Below are 20,440 nucleotides of genomic sequence, written 5' to 3' on the forward strand. Positions count from 1 at the left end.
CATTTGAGGATTCAACTAATATAGCAATCGAGGTACCAATAGTTTTAAAACAAAACATATCTTTAACAGCTGACCAATCTACAGTATCGACCAATAGATTATTATTTATTAAAGGAGAAAACAACATATATACTTCCTATATTATTAATATTTCTTCTTCAAAAAACAATTTGGAACTAATAAATAACTTAACGAAGTTAAACTACTTTAATATTCCAAACGATTTTACAGGAAAGGTCTTAGTCATAAAAAACAACACCAAAAGTGCAAATATTAGTATTATCATTGATGGGAAAGAAAAAATAAAAGAAGATAATATATATGCCAAAGCACCATCTGTAAGCTGTTACGAAGTTATTCAATTATATGATACAGGACCTCCTAGACAAACTGGAATTACTTTTTGCGTGGATGATAGCGGTTATAATCCCTATACCAACCAAACGAGCTATACCTATCATGGTGGTGGTGGAGTTGAAACAACACCTGATGATGTCCAAATTATCAATGGACTAACTGGTAAAGCTTTATGTATTTATAATTTATTAAACTCTTCAAGTTCAGATTTTGCAGATGATATTAAAAAATTCGATGGAGAATTCCCTGTAAGTCATTTAAAATTAACAATTAATAATAATTTGGAACCATATGTTTATGGAATAACATTACCACCTATTAACTATGTAACTGAAGTACAAATAAGTAATACGGCTTTAGAAACATTATCTGATTTAGGAACAGCGACAGTATTTGCGCATGAAATAATCCACGCAGAAATATTTAGAAAGATGTTGTCTGCGGCTCAAAGAGGTACTTTGAACTCAAAAACTCCTAACGAACAAATAACATTAGTAAATTCATTAAAAGATAATTTTCCAGGATTATATGACTACTATGAAAAAAGGTATAATCCTACGTGGAATCATGAAATGATGGCAAATCATTACAGAGGTACAATTGCTGATATAATACAAAAATTTGACAATAATCACCTTCCTAGATCCACGTATGAAGCTGTAGCATGGGTAGGTTTGGGTAAACATGGCAAAGACACAACAACAATTGCCTGGGATAATTTAAAACCCGAAGAAAAAAAAGTAATTGAGGAATTAATCAGAGATAATTTTTATAACGGCCCCTCAAATTGTAATTAATTATGAAAACAATTATCTACACACTATTATTATTATTAAACGTAAGTTTTATATATTCACAAAATTTAAAAAGCTTAGAAAAAGATTTTAATGCTTTTTACGTAAGCAACGAAATCGCAAAACCAATAAAATATATATTATTTGACGGAAAAGAATGCGCTCATACAAAGGGCGAAAATAAAGAGGGAACATTCTATCATATAAATGGCGACAGCTTTTTATATATTAAAAAAAGACATAAAACAGATACCCTTTCAATTGCCATTTTAAAAAAAATAAAGCTACAAAGTAGCAGGAGATTACATGAAGAAGAAGTTAACTTCTTTATGAAAAAAATTGAAGAGTACGAAAGAAAAACCAATACAAAAATTCCAAAATCAATGCCCATATCGCGCACTCATAAATACTTTAAGATTTATATCTTTGAAAAAGTAAATGCTAATAAAGTAATTAGGCGCGAAGTGGAATGGCAGTATGCCACTTTTTAAAACCTGCAGTTTGTTATATAGAAACGGAGTTTTATGATGCCCTTCAAATTCTAAATTAACCATGAAAAATGTATTTTATATATTATTGATTCTGGTCACTACTTTTGCACATGCGCAAACAAGGAAAAGTGATTTCTTTAGATTATATAAAGGGGGAAATACGTATTTAAAACCCATTAAATATGTGCTTTTCGATTCTACTGCTAGTTATGCCGAGAAAAAAATCATTCAAGATGTCATTTACTTCAATATAAAAGGAGAGCAATTTGTTTATAAAAAAAATCATAAAGTTGACACTTGTTCAGTAGACCTTTTACAAAAAATAAAACTAGACAACCCTGCCGATTTAAATCAAAATGCCTTTCTTTATTTTAAAAATAAAAAAGAAGAAATAGAAAAAAAATCAAATCATAAGATACTTATTCTCTTTCCTGTAGCCGGTTTTAATAACTATTTTAAAGTTTATGTTTTAGAAAAAATAAAGAACGATAAATTACTAAAGTATCTAGTAGACTGGGAGTATTCCACTTTTTAAAGGAAAAAAACTAGAATTTGAAGTTATCTAGTTAAAAAAAATAAACCGCAGATTCGCAGATTTAAAAAAATTAAAAATCTGCGAATCTGCGGTTCATTTACTTCAGTTTATATCACCTCAAACAATTTCCCTGCTAATGGCCGAACCATTCTGTTGCTAGGTACATGAGCCGCGTTATAAACGCTATATTTAGCGATGAAAAATAGGTGGAAAATTACACTTTAATAAACATTACTACTTCTGCAAAAGCTTCCAGCCTTTAAAAGGCTGAAAGTTTTAATAATTCAAAAGAAACTATCTTTTCTATATCGCCTCAAACAATTTCCCAGGTAAAGGTCGAACCACGCCTTTCAATTCCATATTTAGCAACATTCCTGAGATTTTATAAATAGGAAAATCACAACGCAGGGCAATGATATCCATCAGTTCTTTTCCGGTTTTTAGGAGGTAATCATATACTTTCTGTTCATCATCCTCGAGAGTCACAAACAGTTGTTTTTGCACGGGTTTTGTTTCTTTCTGGATATCCCAATTCAAGATGTAAACCAAATCAGCGGCGCTGGTAAGCACATTCGCTTTCTGGGTTTTGATTAGGTTATTGCAGCCGGCGCTGTATTTGTCAGTTACACGTCCCGGAACAGCAAAAACATCGCGATTGTAATCGTTGGCCATGTTAGCAGTAATCAAGGAACCACCTCTATCAGCTGATTCTATTACGATTGTAGCTTCTGACATTCCCGCTACGATTCTGTTTCTTCGCACAAAGTTTTCCTTGTCGGGATTCGAGGTACTCCAGAACTCGGTCATAAAACCGCCATTTTCTTCGACTTTGGCAACATATTTTTTATGAGTTTTGGGATAGATCTGGTTCAATCCATGCGCGACCACTCCTATCGTTTGTAAATTGTTTTCCATCGCCAGTTGATGTGCCACGATATCCACACCATAAGCAAAACCACTGACAATGATGGGATCCAGTGGTGCCAGGTCCTCGATCAGCTTTCTGCAAAACTCCGTTCCGTAGGAAGTGATCTGTCGGGTTCCCACAATACTGATTATTTTTCGATTTTTTAGATCGATATTTCCGGAGGTGAATAATAAAAGTGGTCCGTCAATACAATGTTTCAGTCGGTCTGGGTACTTTTCGTCCTGAAAATAAACCGCATTAATGTCATTTGACTTGATAAACTCCAACTCAAGATTGGCTTTTTCGAAAACAGATTTATTTTTAAGGCTTTTCAGTAACATCGAACCCACTCCATCAATGGCAGCTAATTGCGCAGACTTACTTGTAAAAACTGCTTCGGCAGAACCGCAATGTGTCAACAGTTTCTTGGCCATAATATCGCCAACACCCTCTACTCTTTGCAAGGCCAATAAATAAAATAAATCCTGTTCTGTCATCCTAAATAATTGTTTCTGAAATGTATAAAATTATTATGTCAATTGTTAATAAAAATTGTGAATAAAATTTTGATAACTTATCTGGTTGTATAACTTTGTATACATGAACATCCAACCATACATCGCTCAGCTATTATATCGTTATCAATGTGTTACCGTTCCAGGATTCGGTGCATTTTTGACGGAAATTCAATCGGCTCAATGGGTTGAAAGCGCAAATTCGTTTTTTCCTCCAAAAAAATTGATTTCTTTCAATGCCAATTTGAAAAATAATGATGGCCTATTAGCCAATCACATTGCTCAATCTGAAAAAACCTCTTATGAATATGCCGTAAGTGCTATTCAATATGAAGTTTTGACTTGGAAAAAAGCATTGGAGGCAAACGGTATGTTTAGCATTAAGAACATTGGTGATATTTGCCTAAATGCCGATGGTAATTTGGTTTTCACACCAGCTGATCAAGCGAATTACTTGTCTAGTTCATTTGGTTTAACCTCATTTGTTTCTCCTGCTGTTAAAAGAGAAATCTTCGAACAAAAAATGGAAGCGCTTGAAGAAACGAAAGTCATCACTTTAGACACCGAAGAAAGAACAGGAAATTCTTATTTAAAATATGCTGCAATTTTCATTTTGGGACTTAGTTTAACCGCAAGTGTTGGTTATTCTGTTTATCAAAACCAAATTGCATCTGAAACTGTTCTTGTAGAAACTGCTGTTCAAAAGCAAGTACAAAACAAAATTCAAGAAGCAACATTCTTCATAAAAAATCCATTACCGGCAGTGACACTTTCTATAAAAGAAAACAAAATGTCCTATCATGTGGTGGCAGGTGCTTTTAGAGAAGAGAAAAATGCACAAAAAATATTTGAACGCCTTTCTAAATTAGGCTATAAAGCAAAACGAATTGCCCCTAACAAATACGGATTGTTTCCAGTATTGTATGGCAGCTACTCGACTATAGGAGAAGCTGAAAAAGCTAAGAAAGAAATTCAGAAAAATGATAATCCAGAAGCTTGGCTTTTGATTGAATCCCTATAATATAAAAACCATAATGGTTTAGACTACCCCCAAAAAGCGTAAAGCTATTTGGGGGTGTTTTTTTAGGAGCTTTTTCCAGTCATCCGCTGTATCTCTTGTGACTCCCAATAAATATTGGGAGTCACAAGAGGATGCCGCTTCTACCTGGGCTATTGGTTTTCATTTTTACAAAAAAATTATACCTCAAAATCAGCTTTAGAAATAGCAGACGAATCCAACGAATTGCAAAGTACAGCTGTCCATAAAAATCAATATTTGGTGTAAAGGAAAAAACCAAAGCTTCATTGCTGTAAGAACATTCGGATTCCTGTTTTTCCTGCGTTTTAACGGACTAATTATCCTATAAAGCTACACGAATGTAATTTTAACTGAAACACGCGATAAAAACACTTATTTACCCCAAAAACAAAAGCGACTTAGGCTAGAACCTAAATCGCTTTTTTTTTATTCAAATTAAACTAAATGATTACATAATCTCACTAATTTGAAGCTCTCCTTCTACATTAGTGTAATTAGGTACATCAGCAGCAAATTTTGCTGCATGCGGTCCAAAAGCCGCTTGGAATGTAGCAACTGATTCGAATTTTAAATCAACTACTGCTACGTAGGGCGCTAATTCTCCAGGAATGCGACCTCCAATTCCTACAGAAAATTCCATTCCTTTTAAAGCATCTCCTAATGATTCAGCAACCATAGGAAGGTGTGAATTTTTATAATAATCGACATCAAACTTAGTCTCTGGACCGTTTGGATACATTACGCTTACTTTTATCATGCTATTTGTTTTAAATTTTAAATACAAGTTACAAACCTACTTATATATTCCTAACATTCCTGTTAGCACTATCCCGCAGCCCGAGCTGAGTGGAGCTCTTTTTTGTGCAGCGTTGCGGAACAAAAAAAGCGGGAACGGAGGGCGGATAAGCTGCCCAAATAAATAAAATAAGGTTTATAAATTGATTGTAATTTTAATTATTTAGACCAAGCAAATTTTTGGAAAGGCGCGTCAACTGGCGTTTTAGCGATATGATTTGTGTAGTTACTGATTACTTTTTGAGACAATCCAAGGATAATATCAAGTACTTGTTGCTCTCCGTAACCTGCTGCGTAAAATGTTGTTAAATCTTCTTCTGAAACATTACCACGGTTGCGAACCATGCTTAAAGCCATGTTACGTAAAGCCTCTAATTTTGGGTTTGCAAGTGGAGTACGATTACGTAAAGCCTCAGTAATAGCGTTATCTACTTTCATCATTCCAGCAATTGCAGTATGTGCAGGCACACAGTAATGACACTCATGTTCTACGTTTATGGTTTGCCAAACTACTGTCAATTCTTCTTCGTTGAATGAAGAAGCAACAAACAATTCATGTAATGTTTGGTATGCGTTTAATAAACCTGGAGATCCTGCTAAAACACCGTGAAGTCCTGGAATCATTCCATATGCTTTTTGAGATCCTTCTAATAATGCTTTGCTTGCTTCTGGAGCTGATTCGATTGTGTGAATTTTTAATGTTGTCATAATGTGATTTTTAATTGTATTATTTAAAATTATTTTAATTCTAAGCGTTTGCTTAGTTTTAGAACAAAAAAAAAGCTAGATGTTTTTGAACGTAAGCTCAATATAATCTTCTATTTCTTGTTTATCGTTGACTCTTGATGCTGCTGCAAGACCGTGTTTTGCTAATAGCAAATAATTGGCTTGCTTCAATACAGTTTGTTCGTCTTTACTTTTATCGGTTTGAATTTTTTCTATAAATAGTTGTTTGATACCATCCATAAATTCCACCATTTGTGTATTAATCATTTGGTCTTCTGCTTCTGCAAATTCGTTGTAGGTATTGGTTAGGAAACATCCTTTATAATTACCTATCTCGATTGGAATTTGAACCGAATCATAGAAAAATTCTTTGATATCGTTGATTCCGTTTGTACTATTTTTAAACTTTTCGAACATGCAGTTTACTTTGCTTTTGTAGCATTTTAAACTTTCTAAAAACAATCCTTGCTTGCTACCAAAACTAGAATAAATCGAAAACTGGTTGATTCCCATTTCTTTCTCCAACATACGAACCGAGGTGTTTTCATACCCATTGCGCCAGAACAAAGACATTGCTTTTTCTAGAACTTCTTGTTCGTTATATTGTTTACTTCTTGCCATTGTTTGTTTTATTCTGATGCGAAACTAAGCAACTGCTTTGAAATAAAAAAATTATTTAGAAACTTTTAACTTACCTACATCACGAATTCCATTTCTTAAAGAATGTTAAAAAGTAATAAACTGAAGTTAAACCCTTATTCCATTTGCCTTTAGTATAAGAAGTTTTTGTAATTTTAGGATATGGAAAATATATTAGTAGCCGGTGCTAATGGCACCACAGGAAAAAAAATAGTAGACATTTTAAATAAATCTCAAAATTATAACCCTATTGCAATGGTTAGAAAAGAGGACCAACAAGCCTATTTCAAAGACCAGAATATTCAAACTGTTTTGGGCGATTTAGAGGCTGATGTTACTTCTGTTTTTTCTAATCCAATTGACCGCGTAATATTTGCCGCGGGTTCAGCGGGGAAAAATGTAATAGGAGTCGATCAAGAAGGCGCTAAAAAATTAATTGACGCTTCAAAAAAGGCAAATATCAAGAAATTTGTAATGCTAAGTTCTATGGGAGCTGACAAACCCGAAGAAGCAACTCAATTACAAGATTATTTGAAAGCAAAACACAATGCTGACGAATATCTAAAAAATAGCGGTTTAAGCTATAGCATTGTCAGACCTGGAACTTTGACGAATGACTCGAAATTAGAAATGATTGAGCTACAGCAAAAGTTAAACAAACATGGTGAAATCAGTAGAGCCGATGTTGCACAAACATTAGTGCAAAGCTTAGAAGATAAAACGGCTGCAAATGCCACTTTCGAAATTATCAAAGGAGAAACTTCAATCCAGAAAGCTTTGGATAAAATTAGTTAAAACAATATTTATTACGCAGTTTAGATTAATAAGAGAATACAATTATTGATTCAAAATAAAAAACCGAAAGGACTTTATAGACTAAAGTTCTCTCGGTTTTTTTTATGTTGTTTTAAGCTGAGACAGAATTATAGCATTTATCTAAACTTAGTTTATAAGATACTTACATATTCAATCCCTTCCTCTCTCCTATTCCAAAAATATTATTCTATTTTAAAGATTAGCAATTCTTCGTTTTTCGTCCATTTTTAAGTAAAAAAGCAAACCAACTGCTAAGGCTGAGCATATTGAAAAACCAACAAACAATGGCAAGGCTGTTTCTTTAATAAAACGGCCAATAAAGATACTGATAGGAACGGCCATAATGGTCGAAATAAAACCCGTTACTGCCGCAGCAATTCCAGCAATGTGCCCTACTGGCTCCATCGCCATAGCGCGTACATTTCCGAAAAGGAAACCAATACTAAAAAATTGCAATGCGAAAAACAGCAACAAAATACGCACATCAGGATTTGGTGTATTGTAAAATAACGCCACATAGCTCGCCGAAACTACAAAGAAAGAAACTAGGGCTACCGTAATTAATTTTTCCATTCCGTATTTTAATACCAGTACACCATTTGAAAAAACAGCTGCACCTATTGCAATTGCCAATCCGGCGAATATGTATGGGAACTCTTCTTTTAGTTCATATTGATTTTGGAATATTTGTTGGGAACTACTCAAATACACCATAAAAGATCCAGTAATAAAGCCCGAGATAACAGTAAAACCAATTGTTTTCTTGAATTTCAGTAATTCTTTAAACTCCCCTATAAATCCTTTTTTGGAAAAAACTTTCTTGTTTTCAACAGATAAAGTCTCGGGTTGTCGCTTCCAAAACCAGAATGAAACAACCAAACTAATGATCACTTGAATATAAAAAATTCCGTGCCAATTGTAATAATCAAGAACAAACTTACCCAAGGCCGGCGCAACCACGGGAACTAATATAAAAACAACAGTTACAAATGACATGATACGCGCCATGTAATCTCCGCTATACATGTCTCGAATAATAGCAATACTAATGGTTCTAGGAGCCGAAAGACCAATTCCTTGCAGAATCCTTCCTATGACCATCATTTCTAAACTTGTGGCGTTTACACAAATAAAGCTGGCGCCAATAAACAACGCAAAACCCATGTACACGATAGGTTTTCGACCTAAACCATCGGACAACGGACCAAAAACTAAGGGCCCAAATCCAAGTCCAAGAAAGATCATCGTGATGAGTAATTGGTTATCAACAACATTTGTAGTACCAATTGTTATCCCAATAATTTCTAGTGCTGGTAATAAAGCATCGATTGCCAATGCCACCACTGACATTAGTGAAGCCATAAGTGCGACGAACTCAAATTGAGAGGTCCTAATATTTTTTTGCATCCTGCAAAAATAAGGATTTGAATTGGTTTCTGCGTTTTATTGTAAAATACAACAGTCTTAATTTATCAAGCTTTAGGCGAAGACTGTCCTGTAGAAATAGAATTCAGATGCGCTTACTGCTTCCTCTTAGCTCTCAATCTTTTTTATTGTACCATTGACTGTACAACAAGCTTTAACCGTGTTGAATATCGTTCCAAATTTTTCAATATTCTTATGAAGTAAATCAATATTTAAGCTATCATCTTGGCTGTAAACGATTAATTCATACTGTATTTTATCCATTCTTGGCGGTTTTTCAAGTCGCACAGCATTTACAGTTAATTCAGCCCTTGAATATTCAAAATTCATCATAGCAGAAAAACGAGCTACATTTTTTAGAATACAAGCCGAAAAAGATCCCAAAAACAACTCTGCTGGATTGGGCAAAATAGCTTCTGTATCAGGAGAAACCCCAAAACTAATCTCAGATTCTTTGATATGTACAGCCGCATTTTTATCTGAAGAGATACTTGCTTTAACAGAATAGTTCATAAAGTCTTTGGTTTTAGTATTTAGTAATCTGATTTATATTTATGAAAACTATGTATACTAATGATGAATATTGTTTTTTTAACAACCTCCTATTCTTTAGCTACTCCATAAAAAACAACCCTAGAAACAAGCTTCTTTACCATAAGGATTGGATTCAAAGTCAATTGTAAAGTTAAACTTTCTATCATCTTTACCCCTTGTATATTCTACATAATCCCAATTTCCTGAGTGAGTTAGTTTATATTCCCCGTTAATCTCCATCCCTATTTTTTCAGAATAGTATTTTATAATTGTGGGATGAGCCCCACCTTTAATAAATTCTTCTTTAATAAAAACTAAATCTATCGGCGCTTTTTGGCCTTTGTATTTTATCTGGACCGCATCTTCTTTATCTGTAAAACTTATCCATATCATTCTTGAAGCTACTTTATCGTCTTTATAACAAATATAATGATCTATAACGGTACTTCTATTATCAACTTTTAGGGAGTCCGGTTTTTGATTCTTTACCGTAGTTTCTAAATCCGGTTTGTCAGAAATACTTTCTACTTTATTATCTAAATTAACTGAAGGACTATTCTCTATTTTTTCTTTGCAGGAAAATATTGAGAACACAATTATTAATGTCAGTACTATTTTTTTCATAACGATTGTTTTTAAACCTAATTCAAACTCGCCTTGAACATTCTCAATTCATCCCAAGAATATTTCTCGCCAAATTTTTCTTTCATTCCGTTCAACGATTCCTCTTTGTAATACTTGAAGGCTTCACCTAATTCCTTGATTTTATCTTGTGGCATTATGTCGTGAACACTCACTTTTTTAGATTGAATTAATTTTACCAGATGACTTTCTATGGTTTGAGTGGTCAGTTTTCTAATTGTCGCAATGTCTTGGATAGAATTCTTGTCAATCCAAAGCTCATAAGTTATCTCTACAGTTGATTTTTTGGGAGCTTTACTATCTGTTTTTTTCTTTGAAGTATAGCGTTCCAAGTCTTTTTCGTCTTCAATCAAAGTGACGTGTGTTTTCTTGAATTGGTTTTGGATCGCTTCCGTTTTTCTAGTAACGTATTTTTTTATTTCATCAGAAGTCAATTTTTCTTTCGAAATAGGATCTCCAGCCACCACGGTTTCAATCAGCAATTTGGCTTTCATCAATCGCAAAACGGCTTTCGTCTGCAATTCTTCTAATACGCTTAATTCATCGTAAAAAGCTTTCACTTTTTTGATGCGTTTCACCTCTTCAAGTTTCCACAAAATCTCAAAAACCAAATCATCCATGGGTTTCAGGAAATAACTGAAAGCAGCTTGAATCCTTTCGGAAACATGAATCAAATCAACGGTTTCATTGTTGAATATTTTATTGAGCTGATGAATGAATTTTTTGGATGGATCCAGTAACGAATCGATGGCTGTCAGCTGTTTTGCCGCCCAAACCGAATGTTTCGATTTCTCTGAACTTTCTGATTTTTCTGAATAACTGAACTTGTGGTTGCGCCATTCTTGTGCCAAATCAGCCCAATCAAAACTGTTAATCAAATAGTTATGGATGAAATTTTTGGTTTCAAAATGCAGTGAATTTTTCAATAATTCCTCGGTAGCTTTATTCAGCGAGTAATCCATCACATCCTGGTCGTTAGAAATGCCGTTCATGCGCAATGGAGAGAGTAAAATAAGCCCTTCTAACGAACGCAAACGAGATAATGCGACATAAGCTTGTCCTGGCATAAAAACCTGCGAAACGTCAATTGCAGCTTTGTCAAAAGTTAGACCTTGACTTTTATGCACCGTAATTGCCCAAGCCAATTTGATTGGATAATGGACAAAAGTTCCCAAAACCTCTTCTTCAATTTCCTTAGTCGCCTGATCTACTTTGTAGCGGATGTTTTGCCATTCGTATTTTTCGACTTCTATAGTCTTGTCTTCCTCTGGAAAATGAACAAGAATTTCTTGGCTTGACAATGACTTGATAATCCCCATCTTCCCATTAAAATAGTTCTTATCAATAGACAAGTCGTTCTTTACAAACATGACCTGAGCTCCAATCTTGAGCTTTAAATTTTCTTCTATCGGAAATATTTTTTCGGGAAAATCACCTACAATATCCGGTTTATAAGTAATTAACTCGCCTTTTAAATCATGTAAAGCCTGGGAATTCATTGTATCCGCTTTGGCATTATGTGTAGTCAGGGTTATATATCCTTTATTCGCCTTTAAATCAAAATCAGGTTTAACATATTTATTCAATACCTGAATATCTTCTGGAGTAATTTGGTTGTTCCGCAAATTATTTAAAACAGATATAAAAGTAGAATCCGTTTGACGGAAGATTTTAGATAATTCAATATACAAGGGTGGATTTTGCTGCACTACATGCGAATGAAAAAAGAATTTTCCTTTGTAATAGGCACGCAAAGTTCGCCACTCCTCATCCCGAATTACCGGAGGCAATTGTAATAAATCTCCTATGTATAAAACCTGTACCCCACCAAAAGGCGTTGTTTTCTTACGAACCGTCTGCATCATGTAATCCATGGCGTCTAACAAATCAGCACGTAGCATACTGACTTCATCAATAACCAACAATTCCATGTTTCGAATCACCGACTTCTTCAGTCCTCCCATTTTAAAATGCCTACGCAAAGTATCCTTTGATTCGAATTTTACGGTTTCAGTAAACTGGGATTCCACATTAAACGAAGGAATAAATCCACCGAAAGGCAATTGAAACATAGAATGTATCGTCACACCTCCCGCATTTAGTGCGGCAATTCCCGTGGGCGCTACCACAACCGTGTTCTTATGTGTAGTAGCTATGATTTCGCGCAACAGCGTAGTCTTTCCTGTACCCGCTTTCCCGGTCAGGAATATAGACCGTTGCGTTTGATTAATAAATTGTAAGGTGTATTCTGCGGCTTCGGATATGGCTTGCATTAGGCGGATAAATTAAGTAGAAATAACATTTAAACTGCCTTAATTTCCCCCTAAACAAAGGCTAAATTAAAGCGTAGTAAAAGTAACTTTTTTATATTCCAAAAAACAATATCAGCTAAAAATATAAAACCAATATTTAAACTAAAAATGGACTATAAAAAACAATGCCTTCATTCTAAAAGTAGAATAAAGGCATTGATATGATTGTCTAAAAATGGAGATTATTTTTTCTCTTCTGCTTTAGCTTCAGTTTTTTCTTCTACTTTATCTTCTGTTTTAGCAGAAGCTTTGTATTTGTCGTTTAAAGCTTTCACGATATCTTTTGTGATATCATATTTTTCTTCAGCATACAAAACTGATGCAGCATCTCCTGTACCATAGATATAAGCGTATCCTTTTTCCTTACCGTAAGCTTTGATGAATTTTTTCACGCCAGTTACTAAAGAGTCCATTTCAGTTCCACTTTCTTGTTGCAATTGTTGTGACAAAGCTTGTTGAGCATAACTCAATTGTTGTTCTCTTTTTTGCAATTCAGCTCCTTTTTTCTGAGCCCATTCTTGACCATTCGCTTGTGCTTGACTTTGAAAGTTAGCAGCATCTTGTTTGAAACGATTAATCTCTGCTTCTAGTTGTCTTCCTTTTTCTTCAGACTGTGCTTTGTATTTTGCTTCAAGATCTTTTGCTTCTGTATATTCTTTCATTAATACCGAAGTATCTACATAAGCTGTTTTTACTTCTTTAACTTCTGCAGTTTTGTTACAAGCAACTACTGAAATAGAAATTGCGATAATTAATAATACTTTTTTCATTTTGGTTTATTTGTAATTTAAAGTGTTTAAGACAAAAATATAAAAAATTAGGTAGTATCCTCATAAAGTTTGAATATTACGTATTTTTTATACTATTAGATTTTACTATTGAAAAATGCCGACGCATAATTTCGACTTATAAAAAACGGCTTTATTAGCGCTAAAATGGGCTCGTTTCTGAAAAACGGATACATAATCCGTATTTAACTCTAAAAACAATCCTTAAAAGTGCCTTAAAATCGATTTTACTTGTTTTTTAGCACATAAATGTGCGATGAATATTCAAAATTGCGTTTTGCCTTCCAGTTGGATTGCAAGCCTATAAAAAATGCTTTTACAAAATTCATTTTCCCTGATTTGTATTTTTCCGAAAGCAAGCTCACATAAAAAGAGTCAAATTTCATGGGAAGGACTTTTTCTAATTCCATTCCTTCTTTTTCAAAAAGTGATCTTATTGCTTTTTTAGAGAAATGCCAAAAATGAATTGGCACATCATAAGCAGCCCAAAAAGCACCATAATGTTTTGCATCGAAAGATTTGAAATTTGGAACCGCCACAATCAATGAACCGTTTGGTTTTAATAATCGTTTCAGCTCTTGTATTTGATTATCTAAATTAGGTACATGTTCTAAAACGTGCCACATCGTAATTACATCAAAAGAATGATTTTCTAATTCGGCTGTATCTTCCACAAATGAAACTTCTTTTTTTATGGCTATCGCTTTTGCTTTTTCGCTTGGCTCTACTCCTATTGTCTGCCAACCGTTTTGTTTTGCAACAGATAAAAAATCACCGGTTCCGGCACCAATGTCCAGAATCCTTCCCTTGTTAGGTTGAAGCGAATTAATCAGATTCAATTTATTTTTTAAGGCTATACTTTTTACAAAGTGGTACGCTTTTTCAAACAAGGATCTTTTACTGTCTGTATGCGAAATGTAATCTACACTTTCGTAATACTTACCCAAGTTATCTAAACTGGGTTGTGGATAGGTTACCAACATATCCATTGTTTGGTCATGGTACAAATCAAATGTTTCTTTAGAAACAGAATGGTCTTTTACGGTAAGGAAATGTTTTTTATTTGAAATGTCCATTTTTAGTTCTCAGTCATCAGATTTCAATTTTCAGTATAAAGATGAAGATTGAAAATCAAATATTAAATTATTTATTTTTAAAACACAAGCTCCTTAGCAATAACAAGGCTTTCGGCCGTAGTTTCACGTGGAACATATCATTTTAGAATGAAGATTAACGATTTTTGATTGCAGATTTAAAAAAGATCATAAATCAAAAATCGTTAATCTGAAATCAAACATCTTATCTCCCCATGTATATCAATAACACAGAAACATCACTCGGAGACACTCCGCTTATTCTTGACGCTTGCGAAATAGTTACAGGTCTAATTTTACTCAACTTTTGCTTTGCTTCAATAGACATTGATTTGATTTTATGATAATCAAAATCTTCAGGAATTTTCACATCTTCTAAACGAGTTAGCTTATCAGCATTGTTTCTTTCCTTTTCAATATAACCTGAATACTTAACTTGGATTTCTGCTTGTTCCAAAATTTCCTGGTCTACCTCATTTTCCTCGACATAAGTTTTCACCTTTTCGAATTTCATTACATCTTCCAAATCAATTTGTGGACGAGAGAATACTTTAAACAATTTATCCCCTTGTGTGATAAGTGCCGTTTCTTTTGATTCTAATATTGGATTAGCCTCTGCAACGGAAACACTAGTTTCTCTAAAGAAAGAAACCATTTTCTCAGACTCTTTCAACTTATGCTCCATACGACGTAAACGTTTTTCAGAAGCTAAACCTATTTCATGACCCATAGGTGTTAATCTGAAATCGGCATTATCCTGACGCAATAGCGTTCTGTATTCTGCACGAGAAGTAAACATTCTATAAGGCTCTTCTGTTCCTTTAGTAATTAAATCATCAATTAAAACTCCGATATAAGCTTCGTCTCTTTTCAAAATCAACGGCGCTTTTTCATGCACTTTTAAATGCGCATTGATTCCCGCCATCAATCCTTGAGAAGCTGCTTCTTCATATCCTGTAGTTCCATTTATTTGCCCAGCGAAATATAATCCTTCAACTAACTTCGTTTCTAATGTATGTTTCAATTGCGTTGGTGGAAAATAATCATACTCGATTGCATAACCTGCACGAAGGAATTTTACATTTTCAAATCCAGCAACAGACTTCATTGCTTTATATTGAATATCTGCAGGCAGCGAAGTTGAAAAACCATTCACGTAAACCTCACAAGTTTTCCAACCTTCTGGCTCAATAAACAACTGATGTCTTTCTTTGTCTGCGAAACGATTTATTTTATCTTCAATTGACGGACAATATCTTGGTCCCATACTTTTGATACGACCATTAAACATAGGAGAGCGATCAAACCCTTCTCTCAAAATGTCATGAACATCTAAAGAAGTATAAGTCATATGACAAGATCTTTGATGAATCAAAGGCGTAGTTAAATCAGAATAAGAAAACTTATCTGGTTTGGCATCTCCTTTTTCCTCGTTCATTTTAGTAAAATCCAAAGAACGACCATCTACTCTAGGAGGCGTTCCTGTTTTCATTCTACCTGATTCAAATCCGGCATTAACTAAATCTTCCGTAATTCCATAAGCAGCACTTTCACCTGCTCTACCTCCACCGAATTGTTTTTCTCCAATATGGATTAATCCATTAAGGAAAGTACCGTTAGTCAAAACAACTGACTTCGCTTTAATTTCGATTCCAAGCGAAGTACGAACTCCTTTAACTTTTCCACCTTCGATAATCAAGCCTTGCACCATCTCTTGGTAAAAATCTAAATTAGGAGTTCCTTCTAACATCATACGCCACTCTTCAGCAAAACGCATACGGTCACTCTGTACCCTTGGAGACCACATAGCAGGTCCCTTCGATTTATTCAACATTTTAAATTGAATAGCAGTCCTGTCTGAAACAATTCCCGAGTATCCACCCAAGGCATCAATCTCACGAACAATCTGTCCTTTGGCAATTCCACCCATAGCAGGATTACATGACATTTGCGCGATATTTTGAAGGCTCATTGTAACCAATAAGGTTTTTGAACCTAGATTAGCAGCAGCGGCAGCAGCTTCAGAACCTGCATGTCCAGCACCAACTACAATTACATCATATTCTTCTTGAAACATTTTTCTTTATGAATTTGTTCCCGATTACCGGGAATTCGATTCAGAAGACAAGCACAAAGGATGTCATCAAAATCTTAATTTAATTTAAGTTCCTTGCAGAACTTCATTGTTGCACTCTATTTATTCCACGATGTTCCACGTGAAACATTCTCTATTAAAAATAAAATTGTCGTTTACTGTTCCACGTGGAACATGGCCAACTTCTCATCTTCCTTCAAACGCATTACGCGCTCGTCTTCCTCTCCCTTATCCTTGTAGCCACAATAATGTAAAACGCCATGTGCTATTACACGCTTTAACTCGGTCTCAAAAGAAACTTCAAAATCATTAGCATTATCTTGAACACGTTCTACAGAGATGAATATATCTCCATTGATTTCGTTCCCTACAGTATAATCAAAACTGATAATATCAGTCAGATTATCGTGGTTCAAATATTCAAGATTGATTTTGTGTAGATATTCGTCATCACAGAAGATATAGTTTATCTCCCCTTCATTCTTGTTTTCGGATACAATAACTGCAGATATCCAAGCGGCAATCGCTTCTTCGTTATCTAAGTTAAAGTCACTTTCGTAATTAAAATTAATCATTTTTTATTAAAATATTCTTGAACCTTCAGGTTAAAATTGGAGCGCAAAGGTAATGATTGTCTGTTTAATATCTCAATGCTATTCAAATAATATAACAAAGCGTCTGGCAGTGCTTTAGATTGATTGTCAAACTCTTTTTTATTCGATTCTGATTGCCTCTTATTTTCCTCTCCTTGCTGTTGCAAAGCAGTCTTTAGTTTCAATAGTTCTTGTTTAATATTCAAGATCTTTTGAAGCGTTTCGCTTTTAAAACCCTTATTCAATAATTGCTTTTCCAATTGCTTCATCTGTTCTAAAGCATTACCTCCGCTTCCATCCATTCCCTGTTTCTTTAATTCATTTTCGAGAGCTTCTCGAAGTTGTTTTTGCTCCTTATAGATTTCCATTATTGCTTGTGCATTGTCTTCATCACCGCCTTGCGAATCTCCTTTTCCGCTTTTACTTCCTTCACCGTTTTGACCATTTTCCCCATCTCCTGGCTTCTGCCCACTCTTCATTCCTTCCTTTATCTTCTCTCCTAGACCTTCCTGCTTATTAATAATATCCGGCAATTGCATTCCTTCACCACTTCCTGGTTTTGGTTTTCCTGAACCCATAGTTGATAAGGAATTTTGCATATTACTTAACAATTCGCTTAGGAAATCCCCTAATTTATTTGCTCCAGCAATAACATATTGTTGATGCGAAATCCCTTTTGGAATCTGCGCATCAGAAAGGCTTTCAAGAGATTTATCAATATTGTACTGTACACTCCCTATCTCTTTAGTAATGTCTTCTGCTATCTTTGGGTTACGCAGCGAAAGCGCAAACAAACTATCATCAACATGTTTAAATTGTTGTTTTAAATCTTGCTGAAAACGTATGTTCTTATTGAAAGCTGGCGAACCTCTTCTTAGATCTCTAAATTGTGACATAACATCTTCTTGTGTCAAAGAAAAAGCCAAAAGATTATCCAAAATTTGACGCAACATTTTAACATCTTCCTCCATTTGTTCCTTTTCACTTCCAGCCAAACTCTCCCCCATTTTTTGCGCCATGGATTTAATTTTCTTTGCCGCCGACTTTTGCTTAGACTTAGCATCCTTTTTATTTTCCTGCTGCAGTTCTTCTGAAGCTTTTTTCAAATCATCAGTAATACTTTTTTCCGCCGCCGCATCTTTTGGAAGATCCATAGGAGACTTCAATTCCATATTTTCCTTTTCCAATGCTCTTAACTCTTCTTTCAATTTATCAAAATCGGTAGTAATTACCTTTTGCTTATCCAATGAATTCTCTTTGTCACTTTCCGATAATTTATTTTGTTTATCTCCAAGTTTATCCAATTTATCAGCTAATTGTTCTGCTTTTTTCTCCACATAATACTTTTTAGTTAGTTCAACCAATTGCGCCAAATTCTTGATTTGGTTTTTACTATTTTGTTTGAATTTATCTAATTTGTTCAGTAGCTCTTCATTCTTAATCTTGTCATTCAATTCCTTTAATTCATCCAGCAGCTTCTGATTTTTTTCTAAATCTTTATTGGCATTCTCTAATCTTTTCTTTAAATCATCTTTAAACTCATCCTTTGAATCCGACTTAAATTCATCTAAATTTTTCTTCATCTTATCTGTGAATTCCTTCATCATCTCATCTTGCTTCTTTTGATGTTGAAGAAAATCTTTGACATTTTGTTGCTCTTTAAATTCAAATTGATCTTTCTCCTTACCTGATTTTTGAAGTTTTTCTATATTATTAATTTGTTTGTCTTGTGCTTTAATAGACTTTTCTAAGCTATTAATATTCTCATTTTGCTGTTGAAATACTTCATCTTGTTTTTCTTGATCGGTTGCAATTCGATCAGAGAAAACGGAAGACCTTGTGCTCTTGTATTTATGAATAGCATCATTATCAAAAACCTCAAAGTAATACTCATAAGAAATTCCCTGCTCTACCGGAAGCGTACTAGGAAAAGCAAATACGAATTGCTGAAAAATGGAAGACTTTACCGCTATTGTTCCCCGTTTAGCAGCTTCCCGTTTGTTCCTTGGATAATAAACAACCTGCAATTTAGAAATTCCATAATCATCTGATAATTGTCCTAAAATATAGTTCTTAGCCACCTTCAAACTATCTGGAGCATGTTTTACCTCTATAGAAGGGTACTGATCTTTAACCACTGAAAGCTGATAATTCAACTTTTCATAGTTATGAACCTTAGTATTTGAAGTAACAATTTGATAATCTGTATTTTGAAAGACATTTTTGGATAATGCAAAGACATTTTCTGCTTTCGCAAAAGGAAAACTCACTTTTTCGGTCATCCATTCCACCTTTTGAGTAGCATCAGTATCTATTTTCCATGTCACTCGGGTTCCTTCTGGAATAACTGCATTCCCTGTTCCATTTATAGATTCCGACTTTCTATTTAAATAAGAAGGAAAGTTTAATTCCATTTTAAAATTAGAAATAGAAGGAACTTGAACTACTTTTAATTGATAATCTCTAGAAGAAACTGAATTTCCTTTGACGTAAAAAGAAACGTCACTACTAGGCTTTGCAATTTTAAACTGAAACTCTCCTACAGCAGTATTCTCTAAAAAATAACTTTCATCATCAATGAATATCATTACATTTTCAGGAACTACTTTACCAACTGTTTTGAGCTTAAGTACGAAATCCTTGTTTTGCTCCGTTTGCAAATTTTTATTCAACACTAAAAATTCAAAAGGCGCTGGAGCCAAAAAATTATCATTGTAATGCACTACCCTATTTAAACTCTGAGAAATCATCTGGTTATTTCCTGTCAAATAAAACCCAGCAAAAAATAAAATTGGAGCCAAAGCTAATGGCAAATATTTTTGGTTAGACTTAAAATCGACAGCATTACTAAAAGGAATTGGCTGCAATGCATTTGCTTTTTGATCTATAGAAGCAATTAACAATTCTGAATTATCTTCTTTATTATTAGAATTAGAAAGCTGTAGAAAATTAGTTAGTGTGTCATTGACATCGCCAAAGTGCTTTCCTATAATTACCGAAGCCTGATCATAATCGATACCTTTTTGAAACTTAAACAATTTAAATATCGGAAAAAGAATAAAACGAAAAAGCAGAAAAGTCTCTACTGCGACAAAAGTCCAAAATAACACTGTTCGTCCCATTGGTTTCAGCCAAAGAAAATACTCTATAAAAAGGGTAAATAGAAAATACAATAATCCCAAACCGATAAAGAATACTATTCCTCGAATCAATTCATTAACGTAAAACTTTTTAATAAAAGCTTCTAACTTAAGATAGATAATATTTGCTGCTTCCACGATTTATATGGCTTTATATAACCAATAAATGTAACAATTTATATGAATAAAGAAAAGTTAAAAGA

The 20,440-nt window shown here is 34.1% G+C and carries 18 protein-coding genes; 5 read left to right on the forward strand and 13 right to left on the reverse strand.

Annotated features, from left to right (window positions below; translation table 11 throughout):
• The first annotated feature begins 170 nt into the window (after positions 1-170).
• The 3 genes from BLV91_RS01090 to BLV91_RS01100 all read left to right on the forward strand — a co-directional run bounded on the left by BLV91_RS01090 (position 171) and on the right by BLV91_RS01100 (position 2,177).
• On the forward strand, positions 171-1,154 hold the full coding sequence (locus tag BLV91_RS01090; RefSeq protein WP_091428658.1) for a hypothetical protein: 984 nt from the start codon (positions 171-173) through the stop codon (positions 1,152-1,154).
• A gap of 2 nt (positions 1,155-1,156) precedes the next feature.
• Positions 1,157-1,642, forward strand: coding sequence for a hypothetical protein (locus tag BLV91_RS01095; RefSeq protein WP_091428659.1), 486 nt, complete (start codon positions 1,157-1,159; stop codon positions 1,640-1,642).
• A gap of 61 nt (positions 1,643-1,703) precedes the next feature.
• Positions 1,704-2,177, forward strand: a complete 474-nt coding sequence (locus BLV91_RS01100) for a hypothetical protein (protein ID WP_091428661.1) — start codon at positions 1,704-1,706, stop codon at positions 2,175-2,177.
• A 303-nt stretch (positions 2,178-2,480) separates the two neighbouring features.
• On the opposite strand, the gene dprA is transcribed toward BLV91_RS01100, so the two are convergent.
• Positions 2,481-3,581: a DNA-processing protein DprA gene (dprA, locus tag BLV91_RS01105; protein WP_091428662.1), complete on the reverse strand. Its 1,101-nt coding sequence runs from the start codon at positions 3,579-3,581 to the stop codon at positions 2,481-2,483.
• Between the two features lie 103 nt (positions 3,582-3,684).
• Here dprA and BLV91_RS01110 point away from each other — a divergent pair, with 103 nt between their 5' ends.
• Positions 3,685-4,620: an HU domain-containing protein gene (locus tag BLV91_RS01110; RefSeq protein WP_091428664.1), complete on the forward strand. Its 936-nt coding sequence runs from the start codon at positions 3,685-3,687 to the stop codon at positions 4,618-4,620.
• Between the two features lie 466 nt (positions 4,621-5,086).
• Here BLV91_RS01110 and BLV91_RS01115 read toward each other — a convergent pair whose 3' ends face one another.
• The 3 genes from BLV91_RS01115 to BLV91_RS01125 all read right to left on the reverse strand — a co-directional run bounded on the left by BLV91_RS01115 (position 5,087) and on the right by BLV91_RS01125 (position 6,780).
• Positions 5,087-5,395 carry an EthD family reductase gene (locus tag BLV91_RS01115; RefSeq protein WP_091428666.1) on the reverse strand — a complete coding sequence of 103 codons (309 nt, stop codon included), beginning with the start codon at positions 5,393-5,395 and terminating at the stop codon, positions 5,087-5,089.
• Positions 5,396-5,592: 197 nt separating this feature from the next.
• A complete protein-coding gene (locus BLV91_RS01120; protein WP_091428667.1) occupies positions 5,593-6,141 on the reverse strand; it encodes a carboxymuconolactone decarboxylase family protein in 549 nt (182 codons plus the stop codon).
• Between the two features lie 75 nt (positions 6,142-6,216).
• The gene (locus tag BLV91_RS01125; protein ID WP_091428670.1) at positions 6,217-6,780 is read right to left on the reverse strand and encodes a TetR/AcrR family transcriptional regulator; all 564 of its coding nucleotides are present in this window, start codon (positions 6,778-6,780) and stop codon (positions 6,217-6,219) included.
• A gap of 180 nt (positions 6,781-6,960) precedes the next feature.
• Here BLV91_RS01125 and BLV91_RS01130 point away from each other — a divergent pair, with 180 nt between their 5' ends.
• Positions 6,961-7,593, forward strand: a complete 633-nt coding sequence (locus BLV91_RS01130) for an SDR family oxidoreductase (RefSeq protein WP_091428672.1) — start codon at positions 6,961-6,963, stop codon at positions 7,591-7,593.
• Positions 7,594-7,806: 213 nt separating this feature from the next.
• On the opposite strand, the gene BLV91_RS01135 is transcribed toward BLV91_RS01130, so the two are convergent.
• From BLV91_RS01135 to BLV91_RS01175, 9 genes are all read right to left on the reverse strand, one after another.
• Positions 7,807-9,021, reverse strand: coding sequence for a multidrug effflux MFS transporter (locus BLV91_RS01135; RefSeq protein ID WP_091428675.1), 1,215 nt, complete (start codon positions 9,019-9,021; stop codon positions 7,807-7,809).
• Positions 9,022-9,147: 126 nt separating this feature from the next.
• Positions 9,148-9,552 carry an OsmC family protein gene (locus BLV91_RS01140; protein WP_091428677.1) on the reverse strand — a complete coding sequence of 135 codons (405 nt, stop codon included), beginning with the start codon at positions 9,550-9,552 and terminating at the stop codon, positions 9,148-9,150.
• Positions 9,553-9,672: 120 nt separating this feature from the next.
• Positions 9,673-10,197: a hypothetical protein gene (locus tag BLV91_RS01145; protein ID WP_091428679.1), complete on the reverse strand. Its 525-nt coding sequence runs from the start codon at positions 10,195-10,197 to the stop codon at positions 9,673-9,675.
• A 17-nt stretch (positions 10,198-10,214) separates the two neighbouring features.
• Positions 10,215-12,488: a helix-turn-helix domain-containing protein gene (locus tag BLV91_RS01150; protein WP_091428682.1), complete on the reverse strand. Its 2,274-nt coding sequence runs from the start codon at positions 12,486-12,488 to the stop codon at positions 10,215-10,217.
• A 221-nt stretch (positions 12,489-12,709) separates the two neighbouring features.
• Positions 12,710-13,297, reverse strand: coding sequence for an OmpH/Skp family outer membrane protein (locus tag BLV91_RS01155; protein WP_091428684.1), 588 nt, complete (start codon positions 13,295-13,297; stop codon positions 12,710-12,712).
• Between the two features lie 245 nt (positions 13,298-13,542).
• Complete coding sequence (locus tag BLV91_RS01160; protein WP_091428686.1) at positions 13,543-14,391, reverse strand: class I SAM-dependent methyltransferase; 849 nt, start codon at positions 14,389-14,391, stop codon at positions 13,543-13,545.
• A gap of 223 nt (positions 14,392-14,614) precedes the next feature.
• Positions 14,615-16,486, reverse strand: coding sequence for a tRNA uridine-5-carboxymethylaminomethyl(34) synthesis enzyme MnmG (gene mnmG, locus BLV91_RS01165; protein WP_091428688.1), 1,872 nt, complete (start codon positions 16,484-16,486; stop codon positions 14,615-14,617).
• A 173-nt stretch (positions 16,487-16,659) separates the two neighbouring features.
• Entirely contained in the window at positions 16,660-17,079 is a 420-nt protein-coding gene (ybeY, locus tag BLV91_RS01170; RefSeq protein WP_091428690.1) for an rRNA maturation RNase YbeY, read from the reverse strand.
• Entirely contained in the window at positions 17,076-20,375 is a 3,300-nt protein-coding gene (locus tag BLV91_RS01175; protein ID WP_175513925.1) for a hypothetical protein, read from the reverse strand. The genes ybeY and BLV91_RS01175 overlap by 4 nt, the downstream gene beginning before the upstream one ends.
• Positions 20,376-20,440: the final 65 nt, after the last annotated feature.

It is taken from the genome of Flavobacterium degerlachei, from assembly GCF_900106645.1.
GTDB lineage: Bacteria > Bacteroidota > Bacteroidia > Flavobacteriales > Flavobacteriaceae > Flavobacterium > Flavobacterium degerlachei.